This window comes from Robertkochia flava, from assembly GCF_020166515.1.
Taxonomy (GTDB): domain Bacteria; phylum Bacteroidota; class Bacteroidia; order Flavobacteriales; family Flavobacteriaceae; genus Robertkochia; species Robertkochia flava.
This window is the reverse complement of sequence record NZ_JAINZT010000005.1, coordinates 291,658-314,273: the sequence shown is the minus strand read 5'-3', so window position 1 is coordinate 314,273 and position 22,616 is coordinate 291,658. Positions and strand designations below refer to the sequence as shown.

The 22,616-nt window shown below is 47.6% G+C and carries 23 protein-coding genes and 1 other RNA gene; 11 read left to right on the top strand and 13 right to left on the bottom strand.

Annotated features, from left to right (window positions below; genetic code table 11):
• Positions 1 to 81: 81 nt before the first annotated feature.
• From K7R11_RS07925 to K7R11_RS07915, 3 genes are all read left to right on the top strand, one after another.
• Positions 82 to 444 (top strand): BlaI/MecI/CopY family transcriptional regulator, encoded by a 363-nt coding sequence (locus K7R11_RS07925; RefSeq protein WP_224489998.1) that lies wholly within the window; start codon positions 82 to 84, stop codon positions 442 to 444.
• A complete protein-coding gene (locus K7R11_RS07920; protein WP_224489997.1) occupies positions 441 to 2,435 on the top strand; it encodes a M56 family metallopeptidase in 1,995 nt (664 codons plus the stop codon). The genes K7R11_RS07925 and K7R11_RS07920 overlap by 4 nt, the downstream gene beginning before the upstream one ends.
• Before the next feature lie 477 nt (positions 2,436 to 2,912).
• Positions 2,913 to 3,068: an SsrA-binding protein gene (locus K7R11_RS07915; RefSeq protein ID WP_224489996.1), complete on the top strand. Its 156-nt coding sequence runs from the start codon at positions 2,913 to 2,915 to the stop codon at positions 3,066 to 3,068.
• On the opposite strand, the gene K7R11_RS07910 is transcribed toward K7R11_RS07915, so the two are convergent.
• Positions 3,062 to 3,571: an adenine phosphoribosyltransferase gene (locus K7R11_RS07910; RefSeq protein WP_224489995.1), complete on the bottom strand. Its 510-nt coding sequence runs from the start codon at positions 3,569 to 3,571 to the stop codon at positions 3,062 to 3,064. The genes K7R11_RS07915 and K7R11_RS07910 overlap by 7 nt on opposite strands.
• Before the next feature lie 116 nt (positions 3,572 to 3,687).
• Here K7R11_RS07910 and K7R11_RS07905 point away from each other — a divergent pair, with 116 nt between their 5' ends.
• The gene (locus K7R11_RS07905; protein ID WP_262899793.1) at positions 3,688 to 4,686 is read left to right on the top strand and encodes a 2-hydroxyacid dehydrogenase; all 999 of its coding nucleotides are present in this window, start codon (positions 3,688 to 3,690) and stop codon (positions 4,684 to 4,686) included.
• A gap of 27 nt (positions 4,687 to 4,713) precedes the next feature.
• Here K7R11_RS07905 and K7R11_RS07900 read toward each other — a convergent pair whose 3' ends face one another.
• The 6 genes from K7R11_RS07900 to K7R11_RS07875 all read right to left on the bottom strand — a co-directional run bounded on the left by K7R11_RS07900 (position 4,714) and on the right by K7R11_RS07875 (position 9,588).
• Positions 4,714 to 5,790, bottom strand: coding sequence for a Kelch repeat-containing protein (locus tag K7R11_RS07900; RefSeq protein WP_224489994.1), 1,077 nt, complete (start codon positions 5,788 to 5,790; stop codon positions 4,714 to 4,716).
• Positions 5,791 to 6,029: 239 nt separating this feature from the next.
• Positions 6,030 to 6,938 (bottom strand): Kelch repeat-containing protein, encoded by a 909-nt coding sequence (locus K7R11_RS07895; RefSeq protein ID WP_224489993.1) that lies wholly within the window; start codon positions 6,936 to 6,938, stop codon positions 6,030 to 6,032.
• 256 nt (positions 6,939 to 7,194) lie between these two features.
• Positions 7,195 to 8,757, bottom strand: a complete 1,563-nt coding sequence (gene rny / locus K7R11_RS07890) for a ribonuclease Y (RefSeq protein WP_224489992.1) — start codon at positions 8,755 to 8,757, stop codon at positions 7,195 to 7,197.
• 49 nt (positions 8,758 to 8,806) lie between these two features.
• Positions 8,807 to 8,926, bottom strand: a non-coding RNA gene (gene ssrS / locus K7R11_RS07885) — 6S RNA.
• 70 nt (positions 8,927 to 8,996) lie between these two features.
• Positions 8,997 to 9,284 (bottom strand): cell division protein ZapA, encoded by a 288-nt coding sequence (locus tag K7R11_RS07880; RefSeq protein ID WP_224489991.1) that lies wholly within the window; start codon positions 9,282 to 9,284, stop codon positions 8,997 to 8,999.
• Positions 9,285 to 9,297: 13 nt separating this feature from the next.
• On the bottom strand, positions 9,298 to 9,588 hold the full coding sequence (locus K7R11_RS07875; protein ID WP_224489990.1) for a hypothetical protein: 291 nt from the start codon (positions 9,586 to 9,588) through the stop codon (positions 9,298 to 9,300).
• 163 nt (positions 9,589 to 9,751) lie between these two features.
• On the opposite strand from K7R11_RS07875, the gene K7R11_RS07870 reads away from it, so the two are divergent.
• Genes K7R11_RS07870 through K7R11_RS07860 form a run of 3 tightly spaced genes read left to right on the top strand, consistent with a single transcriptional unit; the run spans position 9,752 to position 14,579 of the window.
• Positions 9,752 to 11,449, top strand: coding sequence for a M23 family metallopeptidase (locus K7R11_RS07870; RefSeq protein ID WP_224489989.1), 1,698 nt, complete (start codon positions 9,752 to 9,754; stop codon positions 11,447 to 11,449).
• A gap of 11 nt (positions 11,450 to 11,460) precedes the next feature.
• Complete coding sequence (locus K7R11_RS07865) at positions 11,461 to 13,926, top strand: TonB-dependent receptor (RefSeq protein ID WP_224489988.1); 2,466 nt, start codon at positions 11,461 to 11,463, stop codon at positions 13,924 to 13,926.
• A 5-nt stretch (positions 13,927 to 13,931) separates the two neighbouring features.
• Positions 13,932 to 14,579, top strand: coding sequence for a hypothetical protein (locus K7R11_RS07860; RefSeq protein ID WP_224489987.1), 648 nt, complete (start codon positions 13,932 to 13,934; stop codon positions 14,577 to 14,579).
• A gap of 50 nt (positions 14,580 to 14,629) precedes the next feature.
• Here K7R11_RS07860 and K7R11_RS07855 read toward each other — a convergent pair whose 3' ends face one another.
• Both K7R11_RS07855 and K7R11_RS07850 read right to left on the bottom strand, forming a co-directional pair.
• Positions 14,630 to 15,832 (bottom strand): DUF418 domain-containing protein, encoded by a 1,203-nt coding sequence (locus tag K7R11_RS07855; RefSeq protein WP_224489986.1) that lies wholly within the window; start codon positions 15,830 to 15,832, stop codon positions 14,630 to 14,632.
• 120 nt (positions 15,833 to 15,952) lie between these two features.
• Positions 15,953 to 17,101: a cysteine desulfurase family protein gene (locus K7R11_RS07850; protein WP_224489985.1), complete on the bottom strand. Its 1,149-nt coding sequence runs from the start codon at positions 17,099 to 17,101 to the stop codon at positions 15,953 to 15,955.
• Positions 17,102 to 17,189: 88 nt separating this feature from the next.
• On the opposite strand from K7R11_RS07850, the gene K7R11_RS07845 reads away from it, so the two are divergent.
• On the top strand, positions 17,190 to 18,107 hold the full coding sequence (locus K7R11_RS07845; protein WP_224489984.1) for a hypothetical protein: 918 nt from the start codon (positions 17,190 to 17,192) through the stop codon (positions 18,105 to 18,107).
• Here the strand turns inward: K7R11_RS07845 and K7R11_RS07840 are convergent.
• Entirely contained in the window at positions 18,104 to 18,649 is a 546-nt protein-coding gene (locus K7R11_RS07840; protein ID WP_224489983.1) for a Smr/MutS family protein, read from the bottom strand. The two genes, K7R11_RS07845 and K7R11_RS07840, sit on opposite strands and share 4 nt — an antisense overlap.
• Before the next feature lie 21 nt (positions 18,650 to 18,670).
• Positions 18,671 to 18,874: a hypothetical protein gene (locus K7R11_RS07835; protein WP_224489982.1), complete on the bottom strand. Its 204-nt coding sequence runs from the start codon at positions 18,872 to 18,874 to the stop codon at positions 18,671 to 18,673.
• A 99-nt stretch (positions 18,875 to 18,973) separates the two neighbouring features.
• Here K7R11_RS07835 and K7R11_RS07830 point away from each other — a divergent pair, with 99 nt between their 5' ends.
• A complete protein-coding gene (locus tag K7R11_RS07830) occupies positions 18,974 to 19,264 on the top strand; it encodes a DUF2752 domain-containing protein (RefSeq protein WP_224489981.1) in 291 nt (96 codons plus the stop codon).
• Between the two features lie 24 nt (positions 19,265 to 19,288).
• Positions 19,289 to 19,630 carry a CCC motif membrane protein gene (locus tag K7R11_RS07825; protein ID WP_224489980.1) on the top strand — a complete coding sequence of 114 codons (342 nt, stop codon included), beginning with the start codon at positions 19,289 to 19,291 and terminating at the stop codon, positions 19,628 to 19,630.
• Positions 19,631 to 19,717: 87 nt separating this feature from the next.
• Here K7R11_RS07825 and K7R11_RS07820 read toward each other — a convergent pair whose 3' ends face one another.
• Together K7R11_RS07820 and rocD are read right to left on the bottom strand one after the other, a co-directional pair.
• Positions 19,718 to 20,167 carry a DUF5362 family protein gene (locus K7R11_RS07820; RefSeq protein WP_224489979.1) on the bottom strand — a complete coding sequence of 150 codons (450 nt, stop codon included), beginning with the start codon at positions 20,165 to 20,167 and terminating at the stop codon, positions 19,718 to 19,720.
• 93 nt (positions 20,168 to 20,260) lie between these two features.
• Positions 20,261 to 21,541 (bottom strand): ornithine--oxo-acid transaminase, encoded by a 1,281-nt coding sequence (gene rocD, locus K7R11_RS07815; protein WP_224489978.1) that lies wholly within the window; start codon positions 21,539 to 21,541, stop codon positions 20,261 to 20,263.
• A 442-nt stretch (positions 21,542 to 21,983) separates the two neighbouring features.
• Between rocD and K7R11_RS07810 the strand changes: the two genes are divergently transcribed.
• Positions 21,984 to 22,598 carry a hypothetical protein gene (locus tag K7R11_RS07810; protein ID WP_224489977.1) on the top strand — a complete coding sequence of 205 codons (615 nt, stop codon included), beginning with the start codon at positions 21,984 to 21,986 and terminating at the stop codon, positions 22,596 to 22,598.
• Positions 22,599 to 22,616 lie beyond the last annotated feature (18 nt).

Here is a 22,616-nt window from a genome sequence, read left to right as displayed (position 1 = left end):
CATTTTTAGTTAAAAAACTACAAATTTAGTTGTATAACTATTTTTGTAGTTATATATTTACCCCTGTAAATCAGAATCCTTATGGAGCAGTTAACAAACAAGGAAGAGGAAGTAATGAAGATCCTATGGAAGCTCGAGAAGGCCTTTGTAAAGGATGTTCTCGAAGCTTTTCCCACAGACGGTAGTAAACCTCATTACAACACCCTATCCACGATCATCAGAAACCTGGAAGATAAGGGCTATGTTGGCCATAAGGCCTATGGAAAAACACACCAGTACTTTCCCGTGGTGGCCATAGAGGACTACCGAAAGCGTTTTATTTCCAGCGCGATTGAAGATTATTTCAACAATTCCTATAAGAGCCTGGTCTCCTTCTTTGCAAAGGAAGAAAAGATAAGCGCTGAGGAACTCCGGGAGATCCTGGACAAAATTGAAAAGTCATGAATTACTCTGATTTCTTCTCATACATTATAAAAGCCAGCGGTTTACTCCTTTTATTCTGGGGGTTGTATAAAACCGTATTGTCGAAAGAAACCTTTTTTAATCACAACCGCTGGTATCTGCTGGCGGGGGTTATGGTATCTGCGCTTATGCCCTTATGGGTCATTGAGCGTATCGAGATCATTGAGATTGCCGTTTCTGCCCTTCCTGCCGAATCTGCAAGCCCCACAGTAGCGTCAACCCCGGAAGCATCCGGATTTTCATCTGAAGCCCTGCTGTTTTACATATATATCTGCGGTGTGCTCTTCTTCAGCATAAAACTCATGATTCAACTGCTTTCCCTCAGAAGGTTGCTCAGGAAGGGAAAGGTCAGAAAACTAAAAGGGCTCTGCCTTGTGTCTTCTAGGGAGATCTCTGCTCCGTTCTCCTTCTTTCATTTTATTGTGCTCCCACAAAATGAGATCGAAGCAGAAGAGCAAAGCACTATTTTGGCACATGAATTTATTCATGTCCGGCAGATGCACTCTGTAGATATTATGCTCATGCATGTATTAACGGTATTAATGTGGATCAATCCTGTGGCATGGCTTTATCGCAGGGACGTAGCCCAGAATCTGGAATATCTCGCCGATAAGGAAGCCAGCACCAAAAAGGTCTCATCCAGAGCGTATCAGTATATTCTGCTTAAACAGCATCTGAACACGAATCAATTATCAATCATCAATCCATTTATTAATTCATTAATCAAAAAACGAATCGTTATGTTACAAAAATGCCCATCCAGAAAAACCAACCTTTGGAAACTGGGAATTACCATCCCAATGCTTACCGCTTTTGCACTCCTGTTCAATGTTAAGACCATCGCACAGTACCATCTAACAGAAACCGCATCCGGGCCTAATGCAAGCTCAATCCCTCTGCACATGGAAGCCCAGGAAGCCCTGGACGTCATGCTGTACAACAAGATGGATGACGCTCAACTTAAATCGGTTCAGGATGCCGTAGCCAACAAGGGAGGTGAGCTTAAACTAAGAAAATTAAAACGTAATGCCCAGGGGGTAATCACCAATCTGGAAGTAAAATTCTCCTATGAAAACAGCAATGCCTCTGCCAGCTACTCCAACCCGGAGGGTATTGAGAGCATCTACATAGGAGTAAAGGCAGGTGGCGACATCTACCTGAGCACCGAGAAAGACATACAAGCCAACCACGAATTTGTATGGGTTTCAGATGATGAGGATTCAGACGCTTATACACAGGTGCAAAAAGAGGTCATTGTAATCACTTCGAACGACAGTATTGGCAAAGGCCAGGGAGCGCAGAGAGTTTTCATCAAAGAAGGTAATAACGATGTAGTCTGGACCACCCAATCTGACAGCAGCACTGCCAAAAAATTCATCATTCTGGAAGAAACTGTAAAAGGCGAAATGAATGAAGATGGGAAGCTGGAAAAAACCATAAAGGTCGTAATGAGGGAGAATGATGAAAACGTTCTCCATATTAAAGGAGACTCCTCAAAAGCAAAAAAGATCCTGATCAAGGAGATCGACCAGACAGATTCAGGAAAAAATAACACCCACGTTCAGGTAATAACAACCGATGGAAAGAAACCTGTCATGATTGTTGACGGCAAAGAAACCGATGAAGATGTGATGCGTTCCATGGACCCCAATACGATCGCAAATGTCGAGGTATTAAAAGGTGAAAAAGCCATAGCAGAATACGGCGAAAAAGGAAAGAACGGGGTCGTTAAGATCACCACCCGAAAAAGCGGAAGCGCTATGACCATTCCTGCTCCACCGGCCCTTCCGGATATCAATACCATTGACTGGGCAACGACAGCAGTAAGTATTAACGGGAAAAGAGTCTCTGAAAAAGAGCTCAACAACCTGGACGCGAAAACCATTGAAGAAATGGAAGTTCTTAAAGGGGAACAGGCTCAGGAAAAATACGGGAAGCCCAATGCGATCCTGATCACCACCAAGCAACAGTAAACCAACCCCTGTAAATCTGATTTTCTCATACTTAAAAAAACACCTGATTTTGATCCAGGTGTTTTTTTTGACCCGGGAACCCCTGTAAAATCAAGCGTTTTGGAAGTAATGGGTGAAATATATAGCTTCAATAAACATACTTGAAATCTGAAACCTGCATGCCCTTAAAATTTTTTAGATCGGCCGAGAGGGCAATGCATTCCGAACACAGTATGATAAACTATTGTTTCACCTAATGCTTAAAACACAATGACCTTTTTAATCAAACTACTTACCCTTATACTTATTCACATGATCCAAATGATCATGCACTTATGATTGGGCCGATCTTTCAGCTATTTATAAGAAAAATCACAACCAACCATTTTTATATTCCCTTAGAAAAAGCCATCATTTTATGGTGGCTTTTTTAATTTTGAAGACCGCCCTGAAGCTTCGCTTTTTCAGGATTGATTACATTTGCAGAAAACATCTACTATGGAAAAACAGTTTTTTCGCATGCTGGCCAAATTAAACCAGGCCTTACTGCCTTCCATGACCAAACGCAGGCTTGATATCACCAGGGCCAGTAAGTTACAACTGGCACTTATTGGCTGGCGTGCATGGGTGACAAAGCGAGCCATCAATCAATAGTTAAAGAGCACGTGAATATCCTTACCTGTAAGTTTACTCCTTCCCTGCAAGGCTTGTAATTCTATTAAAAAACTGAGCTGGATAACTTCCCCGCCCAACTTTTCGATCAGGGCACAGGTTGCCGCAGCCGTCCCTCCTGTAGCCAGCACATCATCATGTACCAGCACCCTGTCACCATTGCTGATGGCATCCTGATGGATCTCCAGGACATCACTCCCATATTCAAGATCAAAAGACTGTTTCAGGGTTTCTCCCGGTAACTTTCCGGGTTTTCGAACCGGGATAAATCCGCAATTCAATTCCCGGGCCAGGGGCATCCCGAATAAGAATCCACGACTTTCCATAGCAACGACCTTATCCACCGGACCGTTCACTCCTTCCAATAGCCGGCTGAGGGCTTCCGAAGCAGCTGCAGGGTCAAGCAATAAAGGGGTAATATCCTTAAATGAAATTCCCGGTTTCGGAAAATCAGGGACTTCTCTAATAAACTTTTTCAAATCCATCTTGCAAATTATCTTGCCTGAAAATACAATGTTTTCACCATAAATAAAACAATTATGCACAGCTCCGGAAATGCGCTATTGCTTAACTTTACAATTCACCATTCAACCATCATGGCATGATTAGTATAGCCGTTTTCAGCACCAAGAGCTACGATCGGGAGTTCTTCAACAAGATCGGATCTGAAGCCCCGGTCCGCTTAAAGTTTTTTGACGTCCCCTTAAATGAAGACACTGCAGGGCTTACCCAGGGGTTTGATGGTGTTTGCGTGTTCGTTAATGACAACCTCTCTGAACCGGTGATCAAAACACTTGCTGCTAACGGTATCGGACTTATTGCTCTCCGCTGTGCAGGGTTCAACAATGTTGATTTGGAAGCTGCCCAGCGAGCCAACATCAAGGTCATGAGGGTTCCTGCGTATTCCCCGGAGGCCGTTGCCGAGCATGCCCTGGCCCTGGCCCTTACCCTGAACCGGAAAACCCATAAGGCCTTTAACAGGATACGGGAAGGGAACTTTTCCCTGGAACGTCTAATTGGATTTGACCTGCACAACAAGACCGTTGGGGTGATAGGTACCGGGAAGATCGGGGCGCATTTCGCCAGGATCATGAAGTGCATGGGATGCGAGGTACTCGCTTATGACCTCTATCCAAGCGAGACCTTGAAGGACATCGGTGTTCAATACACCGACCTGGATACTTTGTTTAAATCGGCTCGGCTGATATCCCTGCATTGCCCTTTGAATGAATCGACCCACCACCTTATCAACAGAGAAAGTTTCAGTAAGATGCAGGACGGAGTCATGCTGATCAATACCAGCAGAGGTGCGCTGATCGACACTGCTGATGCCCTGGAGGCATTAAAAAGCGGACGCCTGGGGTACCTGGGGATTGATGTATACGAGCAGGAAGAGCAGTTGTTCTTCCAGGATTTATCGGAACACATCATCCAGGATGACCTGATCACGCGCCTTATCAGTTTCCCGAACGTACTGATCACTGCCCACCAGGGGTTCCTGACCTCTGAAGCCCTTACAGAGATCGCATCGACCACTCTTAAAAACATTACCGACTACGCCGAAGGTATAGTCAGCGCGAACCAGGTACTCCCCTCCTGATTGCGATTTCAAGGCGTTCCCAACAGGTCACTCCAAAGAAAGCACAATATACCGCAGCAGGTTTACCGGGCAACACACGCCTTCCACCCCTCCGTTAAGAAGCAATAACCGGTTGTCATACACTCTGGCTACCGGGGCTAGCAATGCCTCCGGAAGATCGCAGAGTTTCTCCCATGAATCTCCCTCGGGATCGTAAACCAAAAGATCCTGACTAAATACTGCATCGCTCCTGCCCCCCGCCACCAGGATCCTGTTTTCAAAAGTGAAGATACCAGGCTCAAAATGCGAGCGGTCAGTTGGCAGATCTTCCAGGCGGCTCCAACGATCCTCCGAAGGGTCATATACATGAACAAGACGCACATCATCTACTGCCCCATCATGACCAAATTGCCCACCAACAGCATAGATCTTTCCATGGAGAGCAACGCCCCCAAGATGATTTCTACCCTCGGGGAGCGGAGCAAATACCTGCCAACCCGATTCGGGTCTATTCAGGTCTAACACCAGGTGTTCATTCAGATCTGTTCTCCGATCCGGCATGAGACCGCCGAAATAATGCAATCTTCCCTCCAGGTACACCAGGGCACCGCTGGCCCTGGCAGAAGGAAGCTCCGGCCCTGTCTCCCACAGATCGGTACCGGTATTGTATACCTGAACCAGCGCTGTAGCTTCGCCGGGATGGTCCCCGATAAACCCTCCGACGATCCAGACCCGATCCTGCACCACAGCGGCTCCCATATGCGTTACCGCAACGGGCATCGGCGCCCCGGTAGTCCATTGATCCTCTTCCAGCTCATAGATCTCTGTAGCGGCACTGATCGCCAATCCTTTGGTAAATCCGGAGAAGGTGTATAAACGCGTTCCTACGATGGCAGTTTGGGATTCCAGGCGTTCGACACCGGAAGGAGCTAAGGCTTCCCAGGTACATGAACTTTGCAGGGAGGTTTCCACTTCCTCCTCAGCGGGAGGATCGGAAACAGGATCCTGGGGAACGGTAACGGGATTGGGAATTTGGGGTTCAGTGACCTCCTGGTCTGAACCGCATCCAAACATTCCTGCTGCCAGCAGAACCCACATACACATCCTTCTCCCCCTTGCATTCATCGCGCATCTGTTTAATACAAGCCGAAGGTATTATAAAGTCGTATAGGAAATCCCCGTGTAGTAGTCACGGTATCACTACCCGAATAGGATATCAGGTTCAGGAAGGAACCTAAAGTTAAGGAAAAATGTAAGCATTCCGAAAACAGCCTCCCGGTAATCAGAAGAAAAATAATAAAGTCTGGGGTATGAAGCACTTTCCCCGAAAAAACGGGAGGCATCAGCAGCCAGCAGTGAAAAGATTATTTCCGGGTAAGGTTGATATACCTGAAGGTAGTGACCGGGCAACAGGCCCCATCCAAACCGCCGTTCAGAACCACCAGGTCATTTCCATATATCCGGGCTCCCGGAGCGATCAGCTTATTCGGCACCGTACAGAACTCGGACCAGGAATCCGTTTGCGGATCATACACGAAAATCGTATCGGTAGCGCGGCTGTTGCTTTCTCCCCCCACCACATAGATGCGGTTTTCAAATGCAAACACCCCGGCTTCGATATGGGAGAGATTTACCGGCAGGTCAGCCAGCTGCCTCCACGTATCGCTCGTACTGTTGTATACGTGAAAAAGGGCTACGTCCTTATGAGAACCATCGTGACCGAACTGTCCGCCTATAGCATAGATATTTCCATTTAAAGCCACCCCTCCAAGGTGATTCCTGGCCTCGGGAAGTTCTGCCTTTTGCCGCCACCCTGCAGCCGGATTCCGGGTATCCAGAACCCAGTGCTCTCCTACATTGGTTCGTCGGTCGGGCAATAATCCGCCAAAATGATGCAGTTTACCATCCACAAATACCATGGACCCACTTGCCCGGGCAAAGGGCAGTTCCGGCCCTTCCCGCCATTGATTGGTCCGGGGGTTATAGATCTGGACAGCCGCAGTAGCCACCCCGGGATTATCTCCTTCAAACCCACCTGCCACCCAGATCTCCTCATCGGCCAGGGCTACCCCCATATGGGTCACTGCCACCGGCATGGGAGCTCCCATGGACCATCCTCCAGTGTTAAAATCGTAGATCTCCGTTTCCGGACTCACGTCAAGACCATTGGTAAACCCGGTAAATGCAAAAAGTCTGTTTTGAAAAATTACAGGATAGGACTCCAGCCTTGGAACAGCTGATGGCGCGAGCAGATTCCAGTTGCAGTCGCTCATTGGAAAGGGAAAGGTTTTCCAGGTGGCTGGATCACTGCTAATAATTTCACTATCATCAGAGGCACAACCGCAACAGAAAACCAACAGGATGAGCCCCCATATCCGTACATCATAAATCATCTTACACGTAGTTTAAAAAGCTAAGCAGTTAAGGCAGTAAGACATTTGGTGCTTTCTAAAATACAAATCGTAAGACCACTTTAAAAATCAAAAGCCGGGCAATGCCCGGCTTTTAGCTATAACTATGAAAAAATCGTTATTTCGCAATATTCACTGCCCTGGTCTCGCGGATCACGGTAACCTTCACCTGACCCGGATAGGTCATATCGGTCTGGATCTTCTGTGAGATCTCAAAAGACAGCTGTGCAGCCTTATCGTCACTCACTTTCTCGCTTTCCACGATCACCCTTAATTCTCTACCCGCCTGGATGGCGTAGGCCTTTTTAACCCCGCCAAATCCGAAGGCGATGTTTTCAAGATCCTTAAGACGCTGGATATAGGAATCCAGTACCTGTCTTCTCGCTCCCGGTCTTGCACCGCTAATGGCATCGCAGACTTGAACGATCGGAGCCAGCAACGATTTCATCTCGATCTCGTCGTGGTGCGCCCCTATGGCATTGCATACTTCGGCTTTCTCGCCGTATTTCTCTGCCCATTCCATTCCCAGGATGGCGTGAGGAGTCTCGGTCTCCGTTTCCGGAACCTTACCGATATCGTGGAGCAGTCCGGCTCTTTTGGCCAGTTTCGGATTAATTCCAAGCTCGGCAGCCATTACTCCGCAAAGTTTAGCCACCTCCCTGGAGTGTTGCAACAGGTTCTGACCGTAAGACGACCTATACTTCATCCGACCAACAGCCTTGATCAGTTCCGGGTGTAACCCGTGAATACCAAGATCGATCACGGTACGTTTTCCTACCTCGATAATCTCTTCTTCGATCTGCTTGGTCGTTTTCTTTACCACCTCTTCAATGCGCGCAGGGTGAATCCTTCCGTCGGTTACCAAGCGGTGAAGCGACAACCTGGCCACCTCTCTTCTCACAGAGTCAAAACAAGACAGGATAATAGCTTCAGGGGTATCATCAACGATGATCTCCACCCCGGTAGCACTTTCCAGGGCACGGATGTTACGTCCTTCCCTACCGATAATCCTACCTTTCACATCATCTGACTCGAGATTAAATACCGAAACACAGTTATCAATAGCCTCTTCGGTACCGATACGCTGTATGGTATTTACTATGATCTTCCTTGCCTCCTGCTGAGCCGTCAGTTTGGCCTCTTCCAGGGTATTCTGAACATATGCCATGGCGTCGCTCTTGGCGTCTTCTTTTAACGATTCCAGTAATTGCGACTTGGCCTCCTCGGCAGAAAGGCCGGAGATCACCTCCAGTTGCTCTACCTGCGACTTGTGCATGCGTTCCACCTCACTTTTCTTCTTTTCCAGAAATTCAAGACGGTGGTTGTAGTCTTTTATTTTATCCTCCAGTTCGGCGTTTGTTTTTTTGTTCTTGGCCAGCTCACTGGAAACCTGGGATTCTTTATCGCGTACCCGCTTTTCAACCTCAGAGATCTTTTTGTCCTTAGCCATGATCTCCTTCTCGTGTTCGGCCTTCAGCTCGAGGAATTTTTCCTTGGCCTGCAGGATCTTATCTTTCTTAATGCCCTCTCCCTGGTTTTTGGCCTCCTTTACAATATTATGAGCCTCTCTTTTTGCATTGGCAATAACCTTGGTGGCATTTTTCTTCTCGAGTACTTTTGCAATTATAAAGCCGAGAATAACTCCGGCTATCACCCCAACAATTATTAATGTTGTATCCATCGTAAATATTTATTTATAAAAAAAGCCTACATCGGTAAGAGTTTTGTACAAACTCCGTATAACAGGTTTAAGGCTACCAGACTGATCGAGGATCCACCCGATCGGAAAACCCGATAGTGGCATGCTCTTACAATCCGAACTCACCTTTTTTAATGGATTCTTGTTGAGTTTGTCAAAAAAAATATAACCGATGTAGGCAGTAACAATATACTATTTTAAAGAACGTCAGGAGCAAAAAATCAGGTCAAATTGGAGGTAATTAACACTTCCAGCGCTTTCAGACGCTTTTGCACAGCCTCCTCTTCTTCTGTCTTGTCAATACTTTTTTGTTCTACCTGGGTCGCGAACTGCAGGGCACACATGGCCAGCACATCCTGTTTATCCCGCACGGCATAACTTCGCTCATAGGTTTTGATCAGGCCGTCTATGGTCTTGGCGGCCTTGCGCAATCCTTCCTCCTGTCCCGGTTCAACGGTTAATGGATAGACCCTGTCGGCAATCGTCAGTTTGATCTTTTGTTTTCCCATACCTTTTTGAACTCTACTCGGAAAGCTGAGCGATACAGAGATCGATCTCCCGGATTAAAGTATTTATCTTAAGCTTTGCTTCTGTCTTATTTTCATTACTGCCGAGCATTGATTTTGCCAACTTGAGCGAACGGTACTTGTCTTCCCATTCTTCAATGGATGATTGCAGTTGTTGATTCCTGCTTTTCAAATCGCGAAGTTCCCCGGCGAGTTTCTGGTTAAGCTGACGCTGGACTTCGAGTTGGTGGAGCAGCTTGCTCACCTTATTTTCCAAAGAATCAACTAATTCGATCATCGTACTCATTGGGGCAAAATTCAATACCTGTATTCACAAAGTTAACATACCTCGCTATACCTCGCAACTCTTTGCAAAAATTTCTTTTTATATATACTTTAACGGTTTTCGGGGCGTTTTAAGGGCGTATTTTTTCCATCTTTTTTCGGCAATTCCTATTTTTAGCCCTCCAATGAAAAAACTTATGCGGTACCTCGTTTTATGTAGTCTGATTTTCCTCCAATCCATTCATGGGCAGCGGTCTTATCCTAAAGACAGCTTTGGCACCCCCCTGGAGGTCCCGATCATCCTGGCAGGAAGTTTTGGAGAGCTCAGAAGCAATCATTTTCACGCCGGACTGGACATAAAGACCGAGCAAAGAGAAGGTTTAAAGGTCATGGCCATAGGAGATGGTTATGTATCGCGGATCAAGGTACAGCATTACGGATATGGTAAAGCCCTGTACATTACCCATCCCAACGGGTACACTTCGGTCTACGCCCACCTGCAAAAGATGGCACCCCGAATCCAGGAATTCCTCAAAGAGAAACAATACAAGAACCAGTCGTATGAGGTAGACCTTTACCTGAAACCATCCGAATTACGCATAGAAAAAGGGGAGCTCATCGCTTTTAGTGGCAATACCGGCAGCAGCGGCGGGCCTCATCTCCATTTTGAGATCAGAGACCTCGCCCAAAAACCTATCAATCCGCTCTACTTCGGGTATAAAGTTGAAGACAGTGAACCTCCCCGGATCCTGGATCTCTACGCCTATCCCAAGGGAGCGCAAACCATTGTTAACGGAGCCAACCATAAGGTACCCTTGCAGCTAAGCCGCAATGAAGACGGAAGCTTTACCGCAGAAAAGATCTACGCCTCCGGCCCCATAGGCTTCGGGGTTCGCGCCTACGACCGCCAGGATCTCGCTTATAACAAGAACGGAGCATACAGTGTATCCATGGAGGTAAACGGATCTCCCTGGTTCTCCTATGAGTTCGAAACCTTTTCTTTTGGAGAAAGCCGCTATATCAATACCCTGATCGATTATGCGCATTACGACCAGACCGGACAGCGCATTCAGAAATGCTTCCTGGAGCCGTACAATAAACTGAGCATCTACAAGGCCAATACCAATAACGGGATCATCGATGTGGCTGAAGACAAGACCTATAAGGTAGTACTGCAGGTCGCCGATTTTCACGGCAACCGCTCGGAGATCACCATTCCCGTAGAAGGAAGGCAACAGCAGCTCACCCGGAAAGAGGAGGTCCCCAAGACCCCGTATTATGTCATTGCCTCCCGGGACAACCTTTACCAGCTCGAGAATGCCAGCATATTTTTCCAGAAAGAAACCTTTTATCACGATTTCTACGCAAAACTGGAAGCTGCAGACGGGGTGGTAACCGTGGCCGACCCTTCTGTAGCGGTAAAAAGTCCGTATACCCTGACCATGGAGGGAACAGGTATCCCGGAAGGGCAAAAAGACCAGTACTTTATCGCTCATATGGATAACCGCGGGCGGGTATATTATGAAAACACCTACCGCAAAGGGAACACCTACAGCAGCAGGACCCGGTCGCTTGGAGATTTTAAACTGGTCAGAGACAGCATCGCGCCAAAGGTAAGGGCAGGCAATTTCAGGAAAGGACAAATGCTGTCTAATTTCCGCTACCTGCGACTGTATATCAGCGACGACCTCAGCGGTATCAACACCTATGAGGCCAGGATCGACGGGCAATGGGTATTGATGGAATACGAATATAAAAACGGTAGCCTTACCTTCGATTTCGACGACCTGGAATTTGAAGGCTCTAAACATGATTTAGAAGTAAAGGTTACAGATAATGTAGGAAATAGTACTACCTTTAATACCAGCTTTTACCGAAACTAAACCCGTGTAATTTGAAATGGCTTCAGTTCCTTGTTGGTTCCTTTCTTTTTCTTTGGGCCATAAACGCAGCCTCGCAGGAATCCACCCTTTGGGGGGTGGTAGTCGATGAAAACAATCAGCCTATTGGCAATGTGGCTGTCCGTACAGGGAATAACGGCACCCTCACCGGTGAAGACGGAACCTACAGCATTCCCCTTCAGGCCAATACGGAAGTAACCATTACCTTTTCCCATATTTCATATGAAGATATCCGCATCACCCTTTCCCTGGGTATCGGTGATATCTATGAGTTTAACCCGGTCCTGAAAGAAGGGGTTACCCAGGTTGGGGAGGTAGTGATCAGCGCCCGGGGTGAAAAAAGAGTAAGAGGCATCGAAAGCCTTGATCCCGCCACGGTGCGAAAGATCCCCGGAGCCAACGCCGGAGTGGAAAACATCCTCAGGTCCTTACCCGGAGTGAGCTTCAACAATGAACTGAGTACCCAATACAATGTACGGGGAGGAAATTTTGATGAGAACCTAGTATATGTTAACGGTATCGAGGTATACAAGCCTTTCCTGGTACGATCGGGCCAACAGGAAGGCCTGAGTTTTATCAATACCGACCTTGTGGCAGATATCGACTTTTCGGCCGGCGGATTTGAGGCGAAGTATGGCGACAAACTCTCTTCGGTGCTCGATGTGAGTTACCGCAAACCGGAGGATTTCAGGGCCGGGCTCCAGGCCAGTTTCCTGGGAGGCAGCCTCTGGGTTCAGGGTACAGACCGTAAAAAGAGGTTTCGGGCCCTTGCCGGGATCCGCTACCGCGACAACAGCCTTCTGGTAGACAGCAAACAAACCGAAACCAATTTTCGTCCTGTATTTGCCGACGCTCAGACCTTTTTAAGCTACCAGCTTTCCGCTGCCTGGGAACTCAGCTTTTTAGGTAACCTCTCCATAAACCGCTACAACTATACCCCCCTGACCCGGCAGACTAATTTTGGAACCCTCCAAAACCCCATAGCCCTCCAGGTATTTTACAACGGAAAGGAAAACGACCGGTATGACACTTCCTTCGGCGCCCTGAAGCTTAACCATAAGGCCGCCGCAGGCCTGGAGCTCGACTGGATCGTCTCGGCCTACCACACCAGGGAACAGGAATATTTTGACATTCTCGCCCAGTACCGTCTCGGAGAGGTGAACACCGATATCGGCGGACAAGACCTGGGAGAAGTCATTTTTAGCGAAGGCGTCGGGGCGCAACTCGAGCACGGCCGAAACCTGCTGGATGCCTTAATCCTGAATTTCCAGCACAAGGGAAAAAAAGCACTGGGGGCAGGATTGCTTTCCTGGGGTGCCGGATACCAGTATGAGGATTTCAGGGATAAGCTCCAGGAATACGAGGTGATCGATTCTGCCGGATTCAGTATAAGACCACCCCTGCCCGAGTTCGTCAACGACCAGCCTTACACGCCCTACACAGCTCCCCTCACCCCCTACCAGAGTATCGATGCCAGAAACTTTATCAGCACACATCGTCTCTCGGCCTACCTGGAATACAGCAGGAAATGGTCTCTGAATTCCGGGGTATTATACGCCAATGCCGGGATCCGCTCCCAATACTGGACCAATTCGCCGGAAGATCTGAAGGGAAGTGCAGACCTGATCTTCAGCCCCAGAGCACAGCTGGCCTTTCAGCCCCTGGGCAAATCGGACCTGGTATTCCGTCTCTCAGGCGGACTCTACCAGCAACCCGCCTTTTACCGTGAAATGCGGGGCCTCGATGGCAATCTGGTGCCCGATGTTAAGGCCCAGAAGGCCTGGCATGTTTCCCTGGGCAACGATTACAGCTTCGAGCTCTGGAAACGTCCGTTTACCTTAATTTCTGAAGCCTGGTACCGCAACCTGAGCGATGTAAACACCTATACCATCGAGAATGTACGTATCCGCTACAGGGCCAATAATAATGCTACGGCATATGCCTATGGATTTGACTTCAGGCTGAATGGGGAATTTGTTCCCGGCACCGACTCCTGGTTCAGCTTTGGATACCTGAAAACAGAGGAGAACCAGGATAACCGGGGCTATATTTCCCGACCCACCGACCAGCGACTTAAGTTTGCCGTACTTTTTCAGGATTATATCCCCTCCATTCCCAACGTAAAACTCTACCTCAACGGAGTCTATAACACCGGAGTACCCGGAGGATCTCCAAATTATGCCGACCCCTATGCGTACCAGTTCAGGCTGCCAGACTACAAAAGGGTAGACCTGGGCATTTTCTATGTATTTACAGATGCCTCCAGAACGTATCCAAAAAGTCATTGGTTACATAAATTCAGGGAATTATCGGCAGGGTTCGAGATTTTCAATATTTTTGACATCCGAAATTCAATAACGAACACCTGGGTGCGGGATGTGTACAGCAAAGTGCAATACGGGATCCCCAATTACATGACCCGGCGGTTGTTCAACCTGAAAATAAGCATGCAGCTCTAAGAACCATGACGAAGAAACACCTCACCCTGCTCCTGACCTTGCTTTCTGCCGGAATTCTTTTCGCCCAGAAATCGGTATACCAAAGCAATAGTTTTGAAACCCTGAGTGAAGACCACAAAACCCTGGCTATTCTGCCTTTTTCCACCCGCCTGGAGCTCGACAATGAAAGTATCGCAGATGAAAGGCAAATGAATGAACTGCAGCAACAAGAGGGATATGCCGTACAAAGTGCCCTGGAAAGCTTTTTTCTTAAACGGGACAAACGCAAGGACTACAGGGTGGATTTCCAGAATGTAGAGAACACCAATGCCCTGTTGTTAAAAGCCGGAATAACTTCGGAAAACCTGGATATAAAAACCATCCAGGAGCTCAGTGAGATCCTCGGGGTAGACGGGGTGATCTCCGGAGACCTCGTTCTCAACCACCTGATCTCTAAAGGTGTTGACACCACCTTCAGTTTCATGGATTATATCAGCGGGAAAAGTGACTATGGCCAGATCACCATAAAGCTTAGCGATGGGAAAACGGGAAAACTTCTTTGGAGATTCGAACAGGTTATCGATAGAAAATCCGGGAGGAACACCACAGCTATTATCGACAAAATGATGCGTACTTCCACCCGTAAATTCCCCTACCGCAAAGAACGGGATTAATAGCATTAAGGGAGGTAGACTAACCATAGCCTTCTCTCCCCGGCAATTAATTACTCCTGACTTTCTCTAAGATTCATCTTTACAACGCCTTTGGTGACCCTTTCCGTTTTCCGTGTCCATGCGTAAGCCAGACTTTTCCAGATAAATTCCAAGGGCCCCTGTTTGAACCTGCGCAGCCAGAATTTGCTAAAAACCACCTGCAGCGCAAAGAAAAGCACCCCCACGATCCAGGTTTGGGCAAATGTTAATTTCCCGTACAGCTGAAACCAGGGCAACACATGAAAAAAGAACACCAGGTAGATCACCGATTGTGCAATATAGTTCGTCAATGCCATACGACCAACAGGCTCAAAAACCTGGAGTATCTTTTGCCCGGCACGGGTAGCATACCCCCATTGAAACAGGATCATATAGGTAAAAGATAGCAGGAGGATGCCTGCACAAACTGCAAAAGGAATCCATAAGAGCGGTAACTCCAGCTCCAGTTTTCCCGAGAACACCAGGTATAATGCATAATTGAAGGGCAACCCCAGAACCAGCCCCGCTGCCACCAGGTAACGCTTCACTTTTTTGAGGTGCTGCGACCCCGGAGCAAAAAACTTCATCCTTGCAAGGGCATACCCAAGCACAATATTTCCGAAGGAAAAGAACAGGGTTACCGGCATATCGGGAATAAAATTCCTCCAGTTATCGATCGTATAATTTATCCATAAATAACGGCTGTAAGTAGTTGCTGTACTGTGTTCTTCCCACAAAACGGGTTCAAAATCGTAATTGGCGTCCAGTCCTAAGGCCCCAATAGCGATAAACATGGCTCCGGTAAGCACCACATTAAAGAACACGGCCAGCCAAAGCAGCCGCTTTACAGGCCAGTTCCTTACCAGTAAGAGAAAAAGGCCGCAAAGCGCATAGGTCCTGATGATGTCACCCATCCACAACAGGTATCCATGCAGACACCCTATCAGGAAAAGGAGCACCATTCGCACCACAAAATAGGAATTGAACCGAATCCCCTGCCCGGAAGACCGACGGAACTGCACATAGAATCCAAACCCGAAAAGAACAGAGAAAATGGCAATGAACTTGCTTTGAATAAAGAACAGCTCGATAAAACCCAGGGTAGCATCCAGGTCACTTTTCACAATGAGCTCTCCGGCCCATGGAAGGTTTGCGAGTATGATGCCTAAAAGGGCAAAACCCCTGAGGGCATCTACTGAGGTAATTCTCTCTTTTTTGGTGGTAGGATGTAACATTTCAATCTTTTTAAGGTTTCCGGTTTAAAGATGAATCCCCGGAAGCATTGTTACACCCTGTGGACAAGAAAAATGATAAATCCACACCATCCTGCCCTCTTTGCAGGCTAAGAAAGGAAGCTAAGAACCTGCAAATTCCCGGAGAACACCCACCACATGATCGATCTCTTCCCTGGTAGTGTATACCGAAAAGGAAAACCTCAGCGAAGGTTGTTGCAGGGCCTCTCCCGAAAGCAATTCCCGTAACACATGAGACCCGGTCTGACTACCACTCTGGCAGGCACTTCCCCTGCTGCAGGCGATACCCTTGAGGTCGAGCTGAAACAGAAGCATGTCGGCCTTGGCGGGAGGCAGTGGCAACCTTACATTCACCAGGGTATAAGTACTTTTTCCGGGATGGTCGCCCCATCCGTTGAAGGCGACTCCGGGTACGGCCTTTTTTACCTCTTCCATAAAGTAGTTTTTTATAGCGCTCACCTGTTCCCGTTCCTTATCAAGGTCTTCATAGGCCATGGTGAATGCCTTTTCAAGACCGATGATATTGTGAAAACTTTCTGTTCCGGCCCTGTGCCCGCGTTCCTGCTCTCCTCCGTGAATCAGAGGGGTAGTCATATGCGACTTGCGCTGGAAAAGAAATCCCACCCCTTTCGGACCGTGAAACTTATGCGCAGAGGCTGCCAGAAAATCCACCGGGGTATTTTCCAAATCCCACTCCCAGTGCCCTACAGACTGTACCGCATCAGTATGCAACAAAGCCCCGTGGGCCTTGCACAAAGCAGCTACAGCATCCATATCGGTGATGCTGCCCACCTCGTTGTTCACATGCATGAGACTTACAAGGGTTTTCTTATCCGGGTCCTCCAGCAATGCCTGCAGGTGGTCGGGGTCTGCACTCCCTCCTGCATCCAGCTGTACATAAGCCACCTCCGTTCCGTATTCCTTCTCCAGGTATTCCACCGTATGCAATACGGCGTGGTGCTCGACTTTACTGGTAATGATACGGGTTACTCCCAGGTCCCGCACCGCCCCGAATAAGGCCATATTATCGGCCTCGGTACCCCCGGAAGTAAAAATGATCTCTGAAGGGTGGGCGTTCAGGATCCTTGCAATTTCCTTCCGGGCCTTTTCAATACGGGCACGGGCTGCCCTCCCAAAGCTATGGGTCGAGGACGGGTTTCCATAGAAATGCTCCATCCCCTCCTGCATGCAGGCAAGGACTTCGGGACGGATACGTGTGGTAGCGGCATTGTCGAGATAAACTTTTTCCATGGAACAAAATTAAACAAATAAATTCTTGAGAATAAATTTCGATATCATCCCGGAGTTCTTACTTTTGTTTGGATTGAAAATTTTCGGTATGAAACGACTTCTGGCCATCTTTACGGCTGTTATCATAAGCTCCTGTGATGATGGGGATCTCACCCTGGAACGGCTCAATTTTGACGAATCGGCAGTAGAAACGCCTTGTGGGGAACTGCTGTTGTTCAAGATCGGGGAAAGCAGAAAAGAAAGCCTGATGATCGAACTGCAGGGAGAAACCACCGAAATCTTCAGCTCCCTTCCCACCAATGGAAATTCCCGGCGCTACACCATCAACAACAATAGTGTAAAAGCCCTGTACCGCATCTTTGAAGGAGACGTAAACCGCAATTATTTCTGCAACGCCATCCCTCCTACAGAGCCCCAGGTGATCGAAGAATGGTATGCTACCGGAGGTACCGTGGAGATCGTCACCTCCCTGGAAGAAGACGATAACGACAATCTGCCGGCCGAGCTGGAAGGCATTGTAGTAAACCCCGATGGCACCATCAACCGGGAAGCCTCACAGGACACCGATGGGGACGGGCTGCCCGATTACCTGGATATCGACGACGATGGGGATAACGTGCTCACCTCCCAGGAAATTGCCATTGCCAATAATGAGATCATATTCACAGATACAGATGGAGATGGTATTCCCAACTACCTGGATACCGACGACGATAATGATGGGGTAAGCACCATGAATGAAGACCTCAACGGCGACAACAATCCTGCAAACGACATACAAACGGGGAATACGGAAGCCAACTACCTGATCCCTTCTCTTAACGAGGTGACCACCCTGCCGGTTAGCAGGAGAAATCACACCTATATTGAAGCCTACACCAGTACCATAGGACTGGTAGACGGTTTCCAGCTCATCAACTCCGGACAGGAGGTCAAATACGATGTGCCGAGATATGATTTTGGAACGGTAACCACCCAGATCACCCAACAGGAAACAGGGAACTAAGCATTCTGGTGAATGTACACCTCGGTGGCCCCAAGGCCGTATTTCTGGTAATCGGCGTCGTACCAGCTCAGGTTATCGTAACGTCCGAAAAGATATTCCAGTTCGGTTCGCAGTACCCCTGCTCCCACACCGTGGATAAACACCACCCTACGTATATTCTTATTGATTGCGAATTCCAGTTGCCGCTTGGCCGTATCCACCTGTATGATCAGCATGTCGTGGTTGGTAAGTCCCCTGGTATTTTCTGTAAGCTGGTGAATATGCAGATCAACCTCCATCGGGGGCACGGTTCTTTCCCGTTTTACCGACTGCCTTTTGCGTTTCTGCCCCTGTTGCTTTTCCTTCAGCGCACGGTACGCTTCCACATTGGAGACCTCCATAAGGTCGGCCTCCGGCAGCAACAGCAGTTCATGAGGCTCCATCACCATCTCGAAACCTTCTTCTGTAACCACCGTTACCCCTGAAGAACTCACCGCCGTTACCCGGCCCCTGATACTGTCGTCAACGGTTTCCACACGATCGCCTGCCTTGAAATTCCTCATGGTGTGATTCCTGTTTATCTGTTATTGTTGCTGGCCATTCCCCTCGGGATCGTTCCCGTTTTCTCTTGGATTGTCTTTTACCCATAACACGGTAGAACGGTACAGGCCGTACATCATCAGAACAAACCCAAGGATCTTAAGATACATATGCCAGGGTTCTTCATTATTAAAGGTAAAGACCAGAATGGCTCCGGCTACTATAAAAATAAAGGAAAGAATTTTCATGTTATCAGCTGCTTTTGGTAGTGCAAAATTAAACTTTTCATCCAAGCACAACCTAAGATTTAGTAAGTTTACATCAGTAAATGCAGAAGAACAGAGGTCATGCCCGTACTGCCCATTCTCCATATTGAAGATTATATGCTGCCCTGCCTGACCCGGCAACTGCTCGGAGTAGAATGCTTTGGCTGCGGCCTGCAACGGGCGGTCCTGCTTTTGTTTCAGGGAGAATTTGTGGCCGCCTTTCAAATGTATCCTGCCATATACAGCCTGATTCTCTTATTCGCCCTCATTTTCACCCGCAACCTGATCCGTATTCCCTATTACAGTAAAATAATATATATCTTAGTAGTTAGTAACCTTGCACTTATTGTAGGAAATTATTTTTTAAACTAGGAAGGTACCAGAAAATCACAACTTATGGAAGAAAGAAAACTCCCTAACCCGACCCTGATCATCGTTTTAGGCGTGGTGGGCATCCTGTGCTGTTGTTTTGCAGGAATAGGCCTAATTCCGGCCGCTATCGCATTAAACCTATCCCGGAAAGCCGAGGAAGTCATCGCCGAAAACCCGGAACTTTACATCGACAAGCAATCTACCGTAAAAGCCGGTAAAATTATTGCGATTGCCGCCATTGCCGCCAACCTGTACATCCTGGTCAGAATGGCTTTCGATATCTATTCAATGGGATGGGATGCCTACAAAATGCAGTTCGAGGAAGCCTGGGAACAGGCCAAACGACAAGCTGAAGCTACCCAGTAGAACGATCACAAGAATTCTCAATAAAAAAAGCGACCCGAAGGTCGCTTTTTTAATGGTTAAGTTTGAACACTTAAAATATATAATCGTTTAAATTGACAGGAGTCCGAACCAACCGGAAAGGGCAGAAAAGAACATCAGCAAATAGATACTCAGGATCACGATCATCATGATCCCTAAGAATTTATAGTGCTTTTTCAGGTATTTTAGTCCCGACTCCATAGCGGCCTCCTCTCCTGAATTTACAGCCTTTTTAATGCCTTCCGAAAACCGGAACAGGTAATGCACGGGAAAAAAATACAATCCCGCCAACGCCAGGTATATCAAGGCAAAGGCTCCACCACCTAAAGCGCCGAATGTATTTTCGGAACCAATGGTGGCAACTCCAAAGGCGAACAGGGAACCCAACACCATTAAAGCGACCCCTACATAGCCCACTATAGCCAGGAAAAATGCCCATTTCGAGGTTTCCCTTAAAAATTCGATCCCGTTGGGATTTACCTGAAGTTGTTCGTTGTTAACGGTAGTACTCTGATCCATAATGCATTGTAGCTTTTTAATAAATACAAACAAAAAAGGCCACCCCCGGTAGGAATGGCCTTTCAAAAATAGTATTAATTTATTTATATCAAATTATTTTTCAAAATCCTTCAGGGTTTTGGTAATAATATCGATACAATCCAGCAGCTGCTCCCTGGTCATCACCAGCGGGGGTGCAAACCTGATGATGTTCCCGTGGGTAGGCTTGGCCAGAAGGCCGTTCTCTTTCAGTGCCACACAGATATCCCAGGCGGTAGAGCTGTCTTCCGTATCATTCACCACAATGGCGTTCAGAAGTCCCTTTCCTCTCACCAGGGTTACAATGGAACTCTGCTCGATGTAGTCATTCAATTTTTCCCGGAACAAGGCGCCGAGCTCTCTGGCGTTTTGAGCCAGTTGCTCATCGCGAACCACTTCCAGGGCTTCCATGGCTACTGCGGCGGCCACCGGGTTTCCTCCGAAAGTACTTCCGTGCTGACCGGGCTGTATCACATTCATGATCTCATCATCCGCCAGTACCGCACTCACCGGGTAGGCACCACCACTCAGGGCTTTCCCGAGAACCAGCATATCCGGACGCTGGTAGGTAGCCTGTTGTTCACAATGCCCCTGGCAGGTACAATCCCCGCAAACGGCCAGAAGCGATCCTGTTCTGGCGATCCCGGTCTGGATCTCATCTGCTATAAAGAGTACGTTATTCGCATTACAAAGAGATTTCACCTTCGCCATAAAATCGGTATCAGGACGAAACACTCCGGCCTCTCCCTGGATCGGTTCGATAAGGACTCCGGCTACGTTCTTTTCCGTCTCCAGTACTTCTTTTAAAGCCTCCGGATCGTTGTAGGCCACCTTGATAAATCCGGGCGTATACGGTCCGAAGTTCTTACGCGCTCCCTCATCATTGGAAAAGGAAATAATTGTGGTGGTACGGCCGTGAAAGTTATTTTCAAACACGACGATCTTGGCTTCCTGCTCCGGAATGCCTTTCTTTTCATACGCCCATTTCCTGCAGATCTTTATCGCGGTTTCCACCGCCTCTGCCCCTGTATTCATGGGTAACATCTTGTCAAATCCAAAATACTCCGTAGCGTACTTCTCGAATTTTCCGAGCATATCATTGTAAAATGCTCTTGAGGTCAGGGTCAGCGTTTTCGCCTGCTCACTCATGGCCTCCACAATACGGGGGTGACAATGCCCCTGGTTTACCGCAGAATAGGCTGAAAGAAAGTCATAGTATTTCTTGCCTTCGGCATCCCACATAAACACCCCTTCTCCGCGGCTTAAAACCACAGGTAGCGGGTGATAATTATGGGCTCCATACTTGTCTTCTAATGCAATTGCTTCTTTTGATGATAATTTTTCCAAAATTGCCATTCTAGTTATTTAATATTGAAACTTTACAATTCCTTCTTATGGAGAGAAATCATCCGTTTTGCAGTGTCGGCAAAATAATAAATATTTAGCGGATTCTAAAGTTTATTTGGGCGCCTGTCTGCGCTGCAGCCACCGCGTTTTACGCGCTACACGGTAGCCTGCTCCAACCGCTGGCGCAGTATTTGGAAACAGCCTCAACAACCTTTCTGAACAAAGAGACCGGCCTGCCGCCCCATCCCGTCAGCACCCGCTGATCCATACCAAAATCACCTCCGAAGTTCCGGTCTTATATGCGGGGATCCCGGCAATCCCTTCATCCCGAATACCATTTAAGGGGACCCTTTCTTTTTAGAAAATTTTCTTACATTGATCGAATAATAAGAATAATAGCCAGAAATACAGCCAGCCCAAACACCCTTAACCCATCAACCAAAACCATCCCATGACAAACAAAAACCTTTTCCTTTTCTCCCTGCTGATCTTTTCCTGCATCACAGCCTTCTCGCAAAATCATTATAAAATCCAGATCAACGATACCGTTTTGGATATTTCTCTGGATAAAGAGTATACGATGCTGCTCGACAATACCCCGGTACAATTTAAGGTCATTGCCAAAGACACCCTTATCTATGATGACGAACTCTTTAGTTTTAATTATTCCAAGGACTACAGAATTTCTCAAATGGTTATTGATGAAGGTATAGAGCAAATTGTACTGATGACGGCAGAAGGCTCAGGGGTGTTAATACAGAAATACGCCTCCATGAATCCCTCCATGCTTAACGAAATTATGATCTCTGAGGTAACCAAGGAAAGTATCAACTACGGTTTCCAAATGAAACGAGAAGATTACACCCGGAAGTTAAGATCCGGCCAGGACCTTCGGGTAAACAGGGCCGTCCTGACCTACAAGGATGAAACCAATATTTATGAAGTGGCCACCCTGGGCAAAAAAGATGAAGGTATCCTTATAATGACCATGGTCATGGATGACCAGTTAAGTCCGCAGGGAATGGAGATCATTGAGATGATGTACGATTCATTTATTTACAAATAAATTCAGGACTTCAGGACT

Bases quoted from the DNA above. Each gene is read 5' to 3' on its own strand.
- K7R11_RS07840 (WP_224489983.1), bottom strand. From the start codon at position 18,649: ATGAGGAATTTCAAGGCAGGCGATCGTGTGGAAACCGTTGACGACAGT.
- K7R11_RS07825 (WP_224489980.1), top strand. From the start codon at position 19,289: ATGGAAGAAAGAAAACTCCCTAACCCGACCCTGATCATCGTTTTAGGC.
- K7R11_RS07880 (WP_224489991.1), bottom strand. From the start codon at position 9,284: ATGGGAAAACAAAAGATCAAACTGACGATTGCCGACAGGGTCTATCCA.
- K7R11_RS07920 (WP_224489997.1), top strand. From the start codon at position 441: ATGAATTACTCTGATTTCTTCTCATACATTATAAAAGCCAGCGGTTTA.
- rny (WP_224489992.1), bottom strand. From the start codon at position 8,757: ATGGATACAACATTAATAATTGTTGGGGTGATAGCCGGAGTTATTCTC.
- K7R11_RS07895 (WP_224489993.1), bottom strand. From the start codon at position 6,938: ATGAGCGACTGCAACTGGAATCTGCTCGCGCCATCAGCTGTTCCAAGG.
- K7R11_RS07835 (WP_224489982.1), bottom strand. From the start codon at position 18,874: ATGAAAATTCTTTCCTTTATTTTTATAGTAGCCGGAGCCATTCTGGTC.
- K7R11_RS07900 (WP_224489994.1), bottom strand. From the start codon at position 5,790: ATGAATGCAAGGGGGAGAAGGATGTGTATGTGGGTTCTGCTGGCAGCA.
- K7R11_RS07925 (WP_224489998.1), top strand. From the start codon at position 82: ATGGAGCAGTTAACAAACAAGGAAGAGGAAGTAATGAAGATCCTATGG.
- K7R11_RS07820 (WP_224489979.1), bottom strand. From the start codon at position 20,167: ATGGATCAGAGTACTACCGTTAACAACGAACAACTTCAGGTAAATCCC.
- K7R11_RS07905 (WP_262899793.1), top strand. From the start codon at position 3,688: ATGATTAGTATAGCCGTTTTCAGCACCAAGAGCTACGATCGGGAGTTC.
- K7R11_RS07860 (WP_224489987.1), top strand. From the start codon at position 13,932: ATGACGAAGAAACACCTCACCCTGCTCCTGACCTTGCTTTCTGCCGGA.
- K7R11_RS07875 (WP_224489990.1), bottom strand. From the start codon at position 9,588: ATGAGTACGATGATCGAATTAGTTGATTCTTTGGAAAATAAGGTGAGC.
- K7R11_RS07845 (WP_224489984.1), top strand. From the start codon at position 17,190: ATGAAACGACTTCTGGCCATCTTTACGGCTGTTATCATAAGCTCCTGT.
- K7R11_RS07830 (WP_224489981.1), top strand. From the start codon at position 18,974: ATGCCCGTACTGCCCATTCTCCATATTGAAGATTATATGCTGCCCTGC.
- K7R11_RS07855 (WP_224489986.1), bottom strand. From the start codon at position 15,832: ATGTTACATCCTACCACCAAAAAAGAGAGAATTACCTCAGTAGATGCC.
- rocD (WP_224489978.1), bottom strand. From the start codon at position 21,541: ATGGCAATTTTGGAAAAATTATCATCAAAAGAAGCAATTGCATTAGAA.
- K7R11_RS07810 (WP_224489977.1), top strand. From the start codon at position 21,984: ATGACAAACAAAAACCTTTTCCTTTTCTCCCTGCTGATCTTTTCCTGC.
- K7R11_RS07915 (WP_224489996.1), top strand. From the start codon at position 2,913: ATGGAAAAACAGTTTTTTCGCATGCTGGCCAAATTAAACCAGGCCTTA.
- K7R11_RS07850 (WP_224489985.1), bottom strand. From the start codon at position 17,101: ATGGAAAAAGTTTATCTCGACAATGCCGCTACCACACGTATCCGTCCC.
- K7R11_RS07910 (WP_224489995.1), bottom strand. From the start codon at position 3,571: ATGGATTTGAAAAAGTTTATTAGAGAAGTCCCTGATTTTCCGAAACCG.
- K7R11_RS07870 (WP_224489989.1), top strand. From the start codon at position 9,752: ATGAAAAAACTTATGCGGTACCTCGTTTTATGTAGTCTGATTTTCCTC.